This window comes from Oscillatoria sp. CS-180, assembly GCF_028330965.1.
In the GTDB taxonomy this organism is placed as follows: domain Bacteria; phylum Cyanobacteriota; class Cyanobacteriia; order Phormidesmidales; family Phormidesmidaceae; genus Halomicronema.
The window spans coordinates 90,427-103,957 of sequence record NZ_JAQMUB010000032.1 but is presented as its reverse complement, the minus strand read 5'-3'; the positions used below and the strand labels follow the sequence as shown (position 1 = coordinate 103,957).

13 protein-coding genes are annotated in these 13,531 nt (G+C 50.0%); 10 read left to right on the top strand and 3 right to left on the bottom strand.

Annotation, left to right across the window (positions count from 1 at the left end):
• Positions 1 to 126 precede the first annotated feature (126 nt).
• The 4 genes from PN498_RS07425 (at position 127) to PN498_RS07410 (ending at position 4,873) form a co-directional block, all read left to right on the top strand.
• Positions 127 to 1,488, top strand: coding sequence for a nicotinate phosphoribosyltransferase (locus PN498_RS07425; protein ID WP_272062085.1), 1,362 nt, complete (start codon positions 127 to 129; stop codon positions 1,486 to 1,488).
• A gap of 95 nt (positions 1,489 to 1,583) precedes the next feature.
• Entirely contained in the window at positions 1,584 to 2,201 is a 618-nt protein-coding gene (locus tag PN498_RS07420) for a nicotinate-nucleotide adenylyltransferase (RefSeq protein WP_272062084.1), read from the top strand.
• Positions 2,162 to 2,908 (top strand): NUDIX hydrolase, encoded by a 747-nt coding sequence (locus PN498_RS07415; RefSeq protein WP_272062083.1) that lies wholly within the window; start codon positions 2,162 to 2,164, stop codon positions 2,906 to 2,908. Before PN498_RS07420 ends, PN498_RS07415 begins: the two co-directional genes overlap by 40 nt.
• 189 nt (positions 2,909 to 3,097) lie before the next feature.
• On the top strand, positions 3,098 to 4,873 hold the full coding sequence (locus tag PN498_RS07410; protein ID WP_272062082.1) for an NAD+ synthase: 1,776 nt from the start codon (positions 3,098 to 3,100) through the stop codon (positions 4,871 to 4,873).
• A 108-nt stretch (positions 4,874 to 4,981) separates the two neighbouring features.
• Here the strand turns inward: PN498_RS07410 and PN498_RS07405 are convergent, their stop codons facing one another.
• The gene (locus PN498_RS07405) at positions 4,982 to 5,578 is read right to left on the bottom strand and encodes a 5-formyltetrahydrofolate cyclo-ligase (RefSeq protein WP_272062081.1); all 597 of its coding nucleotides are present in this window, start codon (positions 5,576 to 5,578) and stop codon (positions 4,982 to 4,984) included.
• 126 nt (positions 5,579 to 5,704) lie between these two features.
• A complete protein-coding gene (locus tag PN498_RS07400; protein WP_272062198.1) occupies positions 5,705 to 6,253 on the bottom strand; it encodes a glyoxalase-like domain protein in 549 nt (182 codons plus the stop codon).
• A gap of 344 nt (positions 6,254 to 6,597) precedes the next feature.
• Between PN498_RS07400 and PN498_RS07395 the strand changes: the two genes are divergently transcribed.
• The 5 genes from PN498_RS07395 to queG all read left to right on the top strand — a co-directional run bounded on the left by PN498_RS07395 (position 6,598) and on the right by queG (position 10,663).
• Positions 6,598 to 7,308 carry an RNA polymerase sigma factor gene (locus PN498_RS07395; protein ID WP_272062080.1) on the top strand — a complete coding sequence of 237 codons (711 nt, stop codon included), beginning with the start codon at positions 6,598 to 6,600 and terminating at the stop codon, positions 7,306 to 7,308.
• Positions 7,309 to 7,629: 321 nt separating this feature from the next.
• A complete protein-coding gene (gene trmD, locus PN498_RS07390) occupies positions 7,630 to 8,343 on the top strand; it encodes a tRNA (guanosine(37)-N1)-methyltransferase TrmD (RefSeq protein ID WP_272062079.1) in 714 nt (237 codons plus the stop codon).
• Positions 8,344 to 8,571: 228 nt separating this feature from the next.
• Positions 8,572 to 9,048 (top strand): 2-C-methyl-D-erythritol 2,4-cyclodiphosphate synthase, encoded by a 477-nt coding sequence (gene ispF / locus PN498_RS07385; protein ID WP_272062078.1) that lies wholly within the window; start codon positions 8,572 to 8,574, stop codon positions 9,046 to 9,048.
• Between the two features lie 259 nt (positions 9,049 to 9,307).
• The gene (locus tag PN498_RS07380; RefSeq protein ID WP_272062077.1) at positions 9,308 to 9,688 is read left to right on the top strand and encodes a hypothetical protein; all 381 of its coding nucleotides are present in this window, start codon (positions 9,308 to 9,310) and stop codon (positions 9,686 to 9,688) included.
• Between the two features lie 27 nt (positions 9,689 to 9,715).
• Positions 9,716 to 10,663 (top strand): tRNA epoxyqueuosine(34) reductase QueG, encoded by a 948-nt coding sequence (gene queG, locus PN498_RS07375; RefSeq protein ID WP_272062076.1) that lies wholly within the window; start codon positions 9,716 to 9,718, stop codon positions 10,661 to 10,663.
• A 91-nt stretch (positions 10,664 to 10,754) separates the two neighbouring features.
• Here the strand turns inward: queG and PN498_RS07370 are convergent, their stop codons facing one another.
• The gene (locus PN498_RS07370) at positions 10,755 to 11,918 is read right to left on the bottom strand and encodes a DegT/DnrJ/EryC1/StrS family aminotransferase (protein WP_272062075.1); all 1,164 of its coding nucleotides are present in this window, start codon (positions 11,916 to 11,918) and stop codon (positions 10,755 to 10,757) included.
• A 249-nt stretch (positions 11,919 to 12,167) separates the two neighbouring features.
• Here PN498_RS07370 and PN498_RS07365 point away from each other — a divergent pair, with 249 nt between their 5' ends.
• On the top strand, positions 12,168 to 13,307 hold the full coding sequence (locus PN498_RS07365; RefSeq protein WP_272062074.1) for a glycosyltransferase family 4 protein: 1,140 nt from the start codon (positions 12,168 to 12,170) through the stop codon (positions 13,305 to 13,307).
• Positions 13,308 to 13,531: the final 224 nt, after the last annotated feature.

Sequence of the window (13,531 nt, the reverse complement as noted above, 5' to 3'; positions counted from 1 at the left end):
CGTGGCAGAGCTTACCGTTATTCGAAATGATTCACCCCTGCGACAAGGCTTTATGAAGTCATGACGAAGGACGAGACACTTGCCCTAATTATAGTTAATATGACCATAAGTCATTCAAGGTTCTCCATGACGCTTTCGCCTTTACTCGTTACGCCTGAAGACTATGGCCTGCTAACGGACCTGTATCAACTGACGATGAGCGCCTGTTACATAGGTGAAGGGATGGATCAGCGGCGAGCTAGCTTTGAACTGTTTGCTCGACGACTTCCTAATAACTTTGGCTACCTCATCGCGATGGGGTTGACTCAAGTAGTTGAGTATCTGCAACACTTTCAATTCAACGATCGCCACCTATCATCCCTACAGGCAACGGGCATCTTCGACCAGGTGCCTGCATCCTTTTGGGACACTCTACACAATGCTCAGTTCACAGGGGATGTTTGGGCAGTCCCTGAAGGAACAGCCGTTTTTGCCAATGAACCCCTGCTGCGGATAGAGGCTCCTCTCTGGCAGGCCCAGATCGCTGAAACGTATTTACTGAATACTCTGAACTATCAGACGCTAATCGCGACTCGTGCGGCACGTTTACGAGATATGGCTGGACCAGAAGCAAAGCTCCTAGAGTTTGGCACTCGACGAGCCTTCAGTCCTCAAGCTTCTGTTTGGGCTGCGCGGGCAGCGATCGCAGGTGGACTCGATGCCACCTCGAACGTCTTTGCGGCGCTACAGCTGGGTCAGAAACCAACGGGCACTATGGCCCATGCACTGGTGATGGCGATCGCAGCGACCGAAGGCAGCGAAGACGAAGCATTTACAGCTTTTCATCGCTATTTTCCAGGAGCACCTTTGCTTATCGACACCTACGACACGCTCAACGCCGCTCGTCAATTGTCTGAGCGCCATCATCAAAATCACGCCGCTCTCGCCGGTGTTCGGCTAGACTCAGGAGACTTAGTCGCGTTATCCAAGCAAGTCCGAGACATTCTGCCTAACGTCCCGATTTTTGCCAGCGGCGACCTAGACGAATATGAAATTTTTCGGATGAAGCAAGCAGGAGCCTGCATCGACGGTTACGGTCTGGGCACCCGTTTGGTGACAGGATCGCCCGTAAACGGTGTGTATAAGCTAGTCGATATTGACGGCATTCCAGTCATGAAGGAGTCTGCCCATAAATTGACTTATCCAGGGAAAAAGCAAGTTTTTCGTCAATACGAAGGCGATCGCATGATCAAAGATTCTCTCGGTCTAGCTACAGAAACCCAGAATCACGGAGCCTGTCCACTGCTTCAGCCCGTGATGCGAAACGGTAGCTTGATCACTGAGCTAGATGACCTATCGGCCATTGCTCAACGCACGACCCGCTCCGTTCAGTCCCTTCCTCAGGAGATACGAGTTGTGCAAGAACCAAGTTCCGCTTCCGTTGAAATCACTCCTGCCTTAGCTGAGCTGACTCAATCTACTCGAACCGCAACTGCTGTTGCAACTTAATTTGTTCTAAGGGGGAAGGATACAATCCTACCCAATGATTTCCCAGTCTTCTGATCCCTAATTTGATTTCCTGGTCTTACCATTTCATCTCCTTTATGCAGCAAACCAACTCTTTCAAGATTGCTCTCTTTGGTACCAGCGCTGATCCGCCTCACCGGGGGCATTGTGAGATCCTGCGATGGCTATCAACCCGCTTTGATCAGGTGGCGGTTTGGGCTGCCGATAATCCGTTCAAGGAGCATCAAAGTCCGCTGCGCGATCGCGCAGCCATGCTGAGATTGATGATTCGGGATATTGACGCTCCTGCGGGCCGAATTGCTTTACACGAAGAACTGAGTCACTCTCGCAGTTTGGTGAGTGCTCAGCAGGCACGCGATCGCTGGCCCCACGCTGAACTGACCCTAGTGGTTGGCTCTGACCTGATCCGTCAATTGCCCCGCTGGTACAAAGCGAGAGACCTCTTTCAGATCGTTAGCATTTTAGTCATCCCCCGACCTGGCTACGATTTGTCGAACCATGATTTGATGGAAGTGCAGCGGCAGGGGGGCAGAGTAGAGATAGCCAATATCCCTGAAACGTTTGACGTCTCGTCTACATACTTTCGTCAAACGGAAGATGTTGATGCTCTGCCAACTGCAGTCAGAGCCTATATCGATCAAAAAAACCTGTACCCATGCCCGGAAAGCTCCAAAGAAAAGCAGCCCATCTCCTAGAAGAAGACTGTCTCGCTGACTTCAAGGTCGGTGTCGACAATGTCATCTTTTCGGTGGATACGGCGCAAAATCGACTCCTGGTGCTGCTGGTCATGCGCCATGACGATCCCTATGTTGGGTCGTGGAGTTTGCCAGGAACTCTAGTTCGGCAGGGAGAATCCCTAGAGGACGCAGCGTATCGAGTCCTGTCGGAAAAAATCCGAGTTGAGAACCTGTATCTTGAGCAGCTTTATACCTTCGGCGGACCGGATCGCGATCCCCGCGAGTCCGATAATGCATTCGGAGTAAGGTATTTGTCGGTGAGCTATTTTGCACTCGTTCGTTTAGCCGAAGCAGAACTCATTGCCGATGGCGTTAGCGGAATCGCCTGGTATCCTCTGACCCAAGTACCGACTCTTGCTTTCGACCATAACGAGATTCTGGCCTACGGCTATCAGCGCCTCAAGAACAAGCTGGAATATAGCCCCATTGCTTTCGACGTGCTGCCAGAACTGTTCACGTTGGGCGACCTGTATCAGCTCTACGTCACTGTGCTGGGCGAAGACTTCTCAGACTATTCCAACTTTCGAGCGCGTTTGTTAAAGCTCGGTTTCCTACAGGATACGGGTGCCAAAACCTCTCGTGGAGCCGGACGACCGGCCAGTCTTTATCGCTTTGATGCGGATGCTTTTGAGCTGCTAAAGGACAAACCAATGGTGTTTATTTAGCCTGCACAATTCTCGAAATTTTGAAACGATAGTTTTAGACCTCTGTTTATGCGCCTACTAGCATCCAGGCGCTGAAAGTATAGCCGAATCGTTCAACCGTCTTGTTCTAACGAAACCAGCGACGGCTATAAACCATCAGAAGTGCCCCTATGGACGTCTCAATATCCTCTATCTCTATCCCTATCTGTTATGAAAATTGCGATCGCACAACTCAACCCCACGATTGGCGACCTTACCCAGAATGCCGATCAAATCCTCCAGGCGGTGCAAGCAGCGGCTCAGCAAGGGGTGCGGCTAGTTTTGACACCCGAACTGTCGCTCTGCGGCTATCCACCGCGAGATCTATTGCTGCGCCCTCGCTTTATCACAGGGATGCGCCAAGTGTTAGAGGACTTGGCGGCAAAGATTCCTGCAGGAGTCGCAGTCCTAGTCGGATTTGCAGAACCGAATGAGGGCGCTAGCGATCGCGGCGAAAAACCGCTGTTCAACAGTACCGCCTGGTTAGAAGCAGGACAGGTGAAGCAAGTTTTCCATAAACAACTTCTACCGACCTACGATGTCTTTGACGAGGATCGCTACTTCGAACCCGGACGAGCAGTCAACCATTTTCAACTCACTGTAGAGCACGGCAAGACAATCCACGTCGGTGTCACCATCTGTGAAGACCTTTGGAATGATGAACAGTTTTGGGGACAGCGCCGCTATCCCAATAACCCCATTGCCCTGCTGAAAGAGGCAGGGGTTGACCTGATTGTGAACTTGTCAGCCTCACCCTTCAACGCTGGCAAACAGCAGATCCGAGAAGCCATGCTCTCTCACAGTGCTGCCCGATTCGACGTTCCCATTCTCTACGCCAATCAGGTAGGAGCGAACGACGATCTGATCTTTGATGGCAGCAGCGTTGCTATGGGCCGCAGGGGGTCGGTGATGAGTCGGGCCAGTGCTTTTCAGGCTGATGTCATCATGGTGAACTACGACTTGCGATCGCAGGATTTCGAACCGTCAACCACGAGATCCAGAATCACCAACATCAATGAAGAGATTTGGTCGGCGCTAGTTTTGGGGGTGGAGGATTATGCTCGTAAGTGCGGCTTTACTAAGGCCGTCATTGGTCTCAGTGGCGGGGTGGATTCAGCGATGGTAGCGGCGATCGCCGCTGCTGCCCTCGGACCCGAAAACGTTTTGGCCGTTCTCATGCCATCCCCCTACAGCTCTGAGCACTCCATCAGCGATGCCGAGCAGCTAGTCCGTAACCTGGGTATTCGCGGTGAGACGCTGAAAATTGGTGCCTTGATGAAGGACTATGATCAAACGCTGGATGAACTATTTGCGGACACTGAATTTGGGGTAGCTGAGGAAAATATCCAGTCGCGGATTCGAGGTAACCTGCTGATGGCGATCGCCAACAAGTTCGGTCATCTCTTGCTCTCCACAGGCAACAAGTCCGAGATGGCAGTAGGCTACTGCACCCTGTATGGAGATATGAACGGTGGGTTAGCGGTGATTGCCGATGTCCCCAAGACGCGGGTTTATGACATTTGTCACTGGCTAAATCAGCATCCTCAGTGTGTGCTGACCGATAAAAAGTTACCGACCCAAACAACGGATCCCGTCATTCCCGCCAATATTCTGACCAAACCCCCCAGTGCAGAACTGAAACCCGGACAGGTCGATCAAGACTCCCTCCCGAGTTACGACATCTTGGACGACATTTTGGAGCGTCTCGTTCAGCGACACGAGGCAGTCGAAGATATCGTTGCCGCAGGTCATAATCCAGCCATTGTGGACAAAGTCATTCGGCTAATGTGTCGCGCTGAGTTCAAGCGCCGCCAAGCTCCCCCTGTCTTAAAAGTGACCAACCGGGCCTTTGGCACTGAATGGCGCATGCCGATCGCGAGTCGCTGGTCCCAAAACATTGCTCAACTGGGCACAGCACGAAGCAAAGCCACTTCTGTCGCGCCATAGCAAAAGCATTAAGTAGGATAAAAGACAAAAGCAATCCCTACCGCATGCTCAATTCATTCTCCTGCCTTTATCCTTCGGCCTTTTTGCTTACCTTAACTATTGGCCTTGTCACCGTTCTCGCAGATAGAGTCCTGCTTCCGTGCAAATGCCCTGCATGGAACGATCCCAGGCGTCTTTGGGCACTTTGGGCAGGCGAGCATATTCAAACACGATCGCCACGGTCGGTTTATGCCGCCATTGGGGTTGGCTAAGCATGCGATCGTAGTAGCCGCCGCCATAGCCCAAACGATAGCCCGTCACATCACAGGCAACCGCCGGAACAAGGATGAGATCAACACTCTCAGGATCAATAGTGGGGGCGTGGGCAACCGGTTCTGTAATCCCAAAACGTCCGGCCTGAAGAAACCGAGAGCCTTGCCATTGATGCCAGGCTAATCGCTTGCCATCGCAGCGAGGGAGGCCCCACAGGCGTCGAGAATCCATCAGGGAACCGAGATCGGGTTCGTTACGAAAGCTCCAGTACGCCAGAATGCAGCGAGCAGATTGGAAGCCGGGCCAGGTTTGCAAATGGGCACAAATGCGATCGCTTTTTTGCCGCCATAGAGATTCTGGAATAGCCTGTCTGGCTTTTAACAATCGCCGCCGAAGATCGGCCTTTTCCTGTTGGTGCGGATGGCGTGAATCGAGCTGAGCGGAAAGTGACATTTGGCAATAGGAAGTGAAGCTGTCGAATGATAACCGATTCACAGGCTTAAGGAATGCGGGCTACATTTCTTCATATGGTCACAATATGGCCCCAACAAGTGGTCGATTGAGAAACACCACCCTCCGCTAATTAGAGATTTCGGCCATTTCGATCACGCGGCCTTCGTAGTCTTTGACCAGGAAGTTAAGGGGGCTGTCGCGGCGCAGCTTATAGCGGACGCCACGGGTTTGCACGCGCATCAAAATTTGTTCTAGGCAATCGTGGTCAAAACAGACATGGCGCTGGCGATCGCGATGACCATGACTGGCCCCACTCACCACATGAAGTTGCGTATTCTTCTTCAGCTGATACCAAAGCCCATCGGGAGAAGGGCCATAGGACTGGGGCGTTGTTGCCATGCTGCTTGAAAAAACCGGATCGATTGAAGCCGTTCCCAGCGTCTGCTCATAGTTGTAGTAATAATGGAGGGGAACTTCGGCTGTTTGCATTTGCAGCATCCCCTCATAGAACCGACGAGCGATTTCTAAATCCGACACCATCACGGTATGAACTTTAGGCGCACTGCTTAGGAACATCCACATGGCCCCGGCATATCCCACCAAGAGCATGACCATGATGCCCTGAGTCGAAAGTAGGCCGTCAATCGGGAGTCCTAATCCAAGCAGCATCGGCATTAAATCATTCCAGAACACGCTTACAATACTCACTTTCTATCAGAAACAAATAAAATTACTCAAGCAATAGTCATTCTTTTAAGGCAAGGATTCCCACCTTAACGTTTTACTTAGTCTATCAAGGGCAAACCGTAAGGGTGGTGAATTTCTCGTTGGCAAACCAGGGCAAAACCATCAGGTAATCGTTTGCGAGCATCTCAGGACATGGGATTTAGTTCTGGCAATCCACACTAGAGAATGCAGGTAGAAAGGGGGATTTTATAAAAAATCGGTTGTCTGTTCGAAAACTGTGCTTATATTAAGAGCAATTTGTTGAGGAACCTTTCTTCCGGTCATCCCGAATCGTGCAAATCCCCAGTTTTCCTGAATGCAATCACACTATCGTCCAGCAGCTTGGGCATCTAAGCGATCGCGAATTGCTGCACCATTTCAAAGCAGAACCGGAAGCAGGCCGATACTTTACGGCCATTTTCTGCCGCTACAGTCCAGTTGTCTTTAGTTTGATTAGTCACTCCGCCCGTTCACCCGTTCAGGCTGAATACTTGTTTGCTCTCACTTGGCGTCATATTCTCAACGAGCTAAGTGGGTTGGATTTACCCGCTGAACAATCAACAAATTCGGAGGAGGGGGCATCAGAGCGATCGCTCTCCTTACAAAGCTGGCTCATCAACGTCACAGCTCTCTGCATTAATCAGGCGAACTTACCGGAGGTTGAAGACATCCATTACTCGTTGGCACAGGCGTCTCCTCCGCTCTGGTGCTACGTGGAACGGGCACTGGATCGGCTTATTCCTCTAGAGCGGCTTATCTTAGTCATGGCCCAAACGTTTCGCTGGAGCAACACGCGCATTGCCGCTTATTTGCAGGCGGAAGGCGAACGCATCCCTTCAGCAGAAATTACTGCTCGCTTGCGGCAGGCGGCAAAAAACCTTGAAGCTGCTTTGCCCGATGATATTCAGGCAATTTATGTTGGCACCTTGCCAGAGGGCGAAGCTGACGATCCCTTGTCTGGTCTCGTAGCCTCTGTGCCTGTCTCAGAAGGGCCAGACGAATGATCGAGACTGGAGAATACAAAGCAATATTACAGGCCCTGCTTTCCTAGTCGCTGAATAATCTGATAGTGTCCTTTACAGAGTTATCTTAAGCTCGCTAAAGCAGTCGAATAGACCAGAATTGAGACGACCAAGAGGCCGAGTTCGTCTGCTGTTGTAAATTAAGGATGAACTCCAATACCTAACTCGTGGCCTCCTAAATCCCCCATCTAAGGGCTTCAAGCAATGTCTCCTCGGTGAGGGGGAGCCTATCATCCCACTGATCAGCAACGCCTTCCTTCTACCTTTCTGCTACCTTTCCTTTTTTGTTAGCGCTTCGCCGCAATGAATCAAGCTGCTTCTCTCCGATTCGACGTTGTCACCTTATTCCCTGACTTTTTTGAATCGCCTCTCTGCTCAGGATTACTCGGCAAAGCCTTAGAACGAGGAATTGCTCAGGTCAATCTCGTTAATCCACGCGATTTCGCCACAGACAAGCATCGCAAGGTAGATGACGAACCCTACGGGGGTGGAGTCGGCATGTTAATGAAGCCGGAACCCATTTTTGCTGCTGTTGAATCTCTCCCCGTTTTGCCACGCCGCGAGGTGATCCTCCTGACTCCTCAGGGAGAAACGATGTCTCAACCCCTATTTCGAACCTTAAACACTGCATACGACCAGATCATTCTAATTTGCGGTCATTACGAAGGCGTGGATGAGCGGGTATTGCATCTAGTAACCCGAGAAGTTTCCCTAGGGGATTTCGTGTTGACCTGCGGTGAAATTCCGGCATTAACATTGATTAATGGAGTCGTCCGCTTGCGACCTGGCACTGTGGGCAAGACTGATTCTCTTAAGTTCGAGAGCTTTGAAACGGATCTTCTGGACTATCCACAGTACACTCGCCCAGCAGAATTTCGGGGCTGGCACGTACCGGAAGTCTTACGCTCAGGTAACCATGCGGCGATCGCCCAGTGGCGCAAAGATCAGCAAATTGACAGAACACAACAGCGACGTCCCGACTTATATCAGCGGTGGTGTTCTCGCCAAAATTCCTAATGAACAGTGGGCAGAAGTTCTTTATGATTAATTTATAGAATGACGCTTATATAACCGTCTTTCCCATCAGGGACTGCGGGTTGTTTTCTTGTTAAGCTCTCGACGTTAAACGTACGGATTCAAGACGGGCAGGGCGAGAGATATTGACTGATTTGTCTCAAACAAAACGAATATTACGTATCCCCTCAAGAACCTTATTCAGGAGTAAAAAATAACACTTAAAACAGAATGAACATACGGATAGGCAATGGTTATGATATTCATCGATTAGTTCCGGATCGTCCTTTAATTCTAGGGGGCGTCAAGATTGAACACGATTTTGGTTTGTTGGGTCATAGCGATGCTGATGTGCTTTCTCATGCCATTACGGATGCTCTTTTAGGGGCATTGAGTCTTGGTGACATTGGCACATATTTTCCGCCGAGCGATCCTCAGTGGGCCGGCGCTGACAGTCTAAAGCTGCTTAAGCATGTTTATGGTATGGTGCGCGATCGCAGTTGGTCCGTCGTAAACATTGACAGTGTTGTGATTGCCGAGCGGCCAAAACTGAAGCCTCACATTGCTGCCATTCGCGAAACGCTTGCTCAAACCTTAGACATTCCACCGGAACAGATTGGCGTCAAGGCAACTACTAATGAAAAAATGGGTCCTACTGGAAGAGAAGAAGGCATTGCAGCCTATGCTGTGGCCCTGCTTTCTCAGTAATTTCCAGGAGGCTTCACAAAGTGAAAAGATCTTTGTATCCCTTGTGGGTTCTATTCTCAGTGGAATCATGGATAAGTAAGTGTTTTCTAGGATACGTTTTTATTTGTAAATTTTTAGTTAACTTAACATGCTACATAGTAAAGATAGTATTGGTTGGATTGTTCTGCAGAGCTGTAGCTGTTGAAAAAAGCCTCTGCATGGACGCTGATAGCGTGGGTCAAACAGGGTACTCGATTTGAAAGGATCAAGGTTGCAGAGTATGAGCGTCTATCGCGATCAACAACTGCCGTTCGGAAGGGCATTTCAGAGTGGTAGTGGACTTCGTCTGAAATGGGGAAACACCTTTCCAGATTGGTTTCAATCCATTCCTCCTGAGCGAGTAGGAGTCAATGGTGAATATGATTACTACGGCTTGAAGAAACGAGTTGAAGTGCAGTTCAAGCAGTGTTTTTCCGCTACCGATTTAAGCCGCCTATCCGTCAACCAACGTGGACGAGTCATCATTTTGCAAGGGGCTGTCGCGAACGAAGCGGTTCTTCGTCATTTAGCAGAGCTTGCTAGAAGTGTGGATGGATGTACTTCAGTGGAAACTCGCTGGGTACGGTCTGATGCTGACTTGAGCTTGCTGGTGGCCGTTTAGCGATCGCACCCATATTGCTGTAGGCGGATGTCCTCCTCTCTTACGTCTGAACTCATCCAACAGCAGGCACTCAGCCTAGGGTTTCACAAGGTTGGCATTGCCCGAGTCCAGAGCGATTCTACTGCGGTTAAGGAAAGAAACGCGGCCCTCGACCGTTGGCTGGCGCAGGGGCTTCATGCAGATATGGAGTGGATGACCAATCCAAAGCGCCAAGACATCACCAAGGTGATGCCTGATGTCAGATCGGTCATTTGTGTCGCCCTCAATTACTACACACCCCACCAAAGACCTAATGACCATCATCATGGCAAGATTGCTCGATATGGCTGGGGACGGGACTACCACCGAGTCATGCAGAAGAAGCTAAAAGCTTTGGCTGAATGGTTGCGATCGCACGACGACAGCATTCAAACGCGATTTTATGCCGACACGGGTCCCATCCAAGATAAGTTTTGGGCGCAGCAAGCAGGGCTTGGTTGGATTGCGAAGAACGGCAACCTGATCACCCGTGATTACGGCTCTTGGGTTTTTCTAGGCGAAATTTTGATCAACATTGAGCTGACGCCAAACGTCCCCCACACGGAGCATTGCGGCACCTGTACTCGTTGCCTGGAGGCCTGCCCCACACAGGCGATCGTCTCTCCTCAGGTAATAGACGCCAATCGCTGCATCGCTTATCACACGATTGAAAATCGGGCCAATATGCTGCCGCCTGATATTGTTGACCATCTGGAAGGCTGGGTTGCAGGCTGTGACATTTGTCAGGATGTATGTCCTTGGAATCAGCGCTTTGCCACAGCGACAGATGTCGTAGACTTTGAACCTTATCCTCAGAACGTGGCTCCAACGCTAGATGACCTAGAGACTATAACGGATGCCGACTGGAATCGGCGATTTCCAGCATCGGCTCTGCGGCGTATCAAGCCGGAGATGTGGCGTAGGAATGCTAAAGCGGCACGACAACGTTTGAGCTGACGCTCATTAACGGTAGTCCTTTACCCATGAGCCATTTTCCCCAGACAAGCAGACGACAGTGGCGACGTTGAGCAACAGTGCAAGAAAAGATTTAGAGGGCGATCGCGTCTTTCAACGTCGCCACGATCCGTTCCTGAATTGCTTCCTCTAGTTCAGGCCACATGGGTAGACTGAGAACCTCTTTCGCCACCTGTTCACTGACAGGATAGGTGGGGAACTGTCCCTGATAGACGGGCAAACAATCTTGCGGTACCGGATAGTAAACCATGGCGCCGATGCCTTGAGAGGCCAGGTACTCTTTTACCGCATCTCGCTTGCCGTTCAAGATTCGTAGCGTGTATTGATGAAAAACGTGTCCTGCTGTTACGGCTGGAGTAACAATACCTGGAACATTTTCTAATAACCGATTGTAGGTATCGGCCACCTGACGGCGCTGCTGATTCCATTTATCTACATAGGGAAGCTTGACTCCTAAAATGGCCGCCTGAATTGCGTCGAGGCGAGAGTTATAGCCCAACATTTCGTTGTGGTAGCGCTTCAACGTGCCGTGAATTCTGAGCTTACGAGCCAACTCAGCCACGGCATCATCGTTAGTTGTTATCAGTCCACCATCCCCGTAAGCGCCTAGATTTTTGGTGGGGAAAAAAGAAAACGCTCCGGCATCCCCGATCGCACCAGTCCGTTGACCTGTAATGGAATTGCGAACATCGTCCTGGCATCCTCCATCACAGCCAATACAGTCACCCTTGTAAGCAGAGCCAAAGGACTGAGCACAATCTTCTAGAACTTTGAGATTGTGGGCTTCTGCAATGTCTAAAATCTGCGCCATGGCAGCCGGATTACCAAATAGGTGCACAGGCAAAATCGCTTTGGTTTTATCTGTAATCTGATCCCGAATCTGCTCAGGGTTTAAGTTGAAGGAAGCCGCATCAATGTCAACAAAAATAGGTTTGGCACCAACATTGCTGATCGATTCTGCTGTGGCAAAAAAGCTAAACGGTGTCGTAATAACTTCGTCACCCGGTTCTACGCCTAAGGCTCTTAGTGCAATCATGAGGGCATCTGTGCCTGAGTTAACCCCGATTGCATGCTTGCTCCCTAAGTACGCCGCTGCTGCCGATTCAAAGTTGCCAACCTCTTCACCCAAGATGAATTGTCCAGACTCTAAAACTCGGTTGACAGCAGCCTTTATTTCAGTCTGAATGGCTTGATATTGAGGTTTCAGATCTAGAATAGGAACCTTATTTTGACTCACGCTAACTGCCTCGCTTTCCGTTCACACACCTGCTCAGAAAAGATGCCTCCTGAGCTTTTGAAATAACCTGCCGCAAAAACTTTAGCACGTCGCTGTATCTCCCCTGTGCAGAGCGCATTACAACACCACAGCAATCTTCTTTCGCTAATCTTGAAGGCGTCAGCCAACCTAAAAACCCTGGTCTCTGTTTGCTATTCTTTGACGCCTGTTTGAGCGTATCGTTTAATCATCCCACCTGTCCTGAAAGCTATGAAAATCGCGATTGTTCACGAATGGTTAGACACTTACGCGGGGTCTGAGCGCGTGGTTGAACAATTGCTGAATCTTTATCCCACCGCAGATCTGTTTAGTCTGGTCGATTTTCTAGCACCCGATGAGCGATCGTTCATTCAAAACAAGAGCGCTAATACTTCATTTATTCAGCAACTACCCTTAGCGCGAAAACATTTCCGGAAATACTTGCCTCTAATGCCGATCGCGATCGAACAGTTCGATCTCTCCCAATACGACATCATTATTTCGAGTAATCATGCAATGACAAAAGGAGTGGTTACCCGAGCTGATCAGCTGCACATCAGCTACATGCATACTCCCATTCGCTATGCCTGGGATTTGCAGTGGCAATACCTGGAACAAGCTGGACTAAAGCGTGGGATTAAAGGAGCTTTGACGCGAATAATCCTGCATTACTTGCGACTGTGGGATGTCAGCACAGCTAATCGAGTCGATTATTTTGTCGCTAATTCTCACTTCATTGCTCGTCGGATAGAAAAAACTTACCGTAGGCAGGCCAAAGTCATTTATCCGCCTGTTGCGGTGCATCAGTTCCGCGCTGATCGTCCCCGAGAGGATTTTTATCTCACCGTTTCGCGATTTGTTCCTTACAAGCGAGTTGATCTAACCATTGCAGCCTTCAACCAATTGGGGCTACCGCTGGTGGTTATCGGGGATGGAGCTGACCGAGCACGGCTAGAATCAATAGCACGTTCCAACATTCAATTTCTGGGTTATCAGACTGACAGTGCCGTCATTGACTACATGGAACGCTGCAAAGCGTTTGTTTTTCCGGCTGAAGAAGACTTTGGAATTACACCCGTGGAAGCTCAGGCAGCAGGTGCCCCAGTCATTGCCTATGGGCGAGGTGGAGTTACCGAAACAGTTCTTGATCGGAAAACAGGGCTTTTGTTTACCGATCAAACTGTTGAGGCAATGGTGAGCGCAATTAAATCATTCGCAACCAGTTCTTTGGCAGACGCTTGTACAATTCGACACCGAGCGAAATCCTTTTCCGAAGCTCACTTTCGCCAAACGTTTGACTGCTTTCTACAGGACGCCTGGCAACAGTTTCAAGAAGCCCAAAGAGTTGAAGACGTTTTTTTGGGCGGCTGAGAGTTTTTTTTGGCTTGTATCATCCTGGTTAAATCAGGAACGAAACCTACTGAGATCAGCGTCATGTCTAGAAGACGGCAATAAGCAGTCTTGACGACGGTTGATCCGGGTTAAGAATGAGAATGCATTTTGACCTGACTTCGAGCGCATAGTGTCGTAATCTGCTTATGACACGCAAAACCTAATCAATCCGAATCGTAGCTCGACGGAGCACAGACATTGAC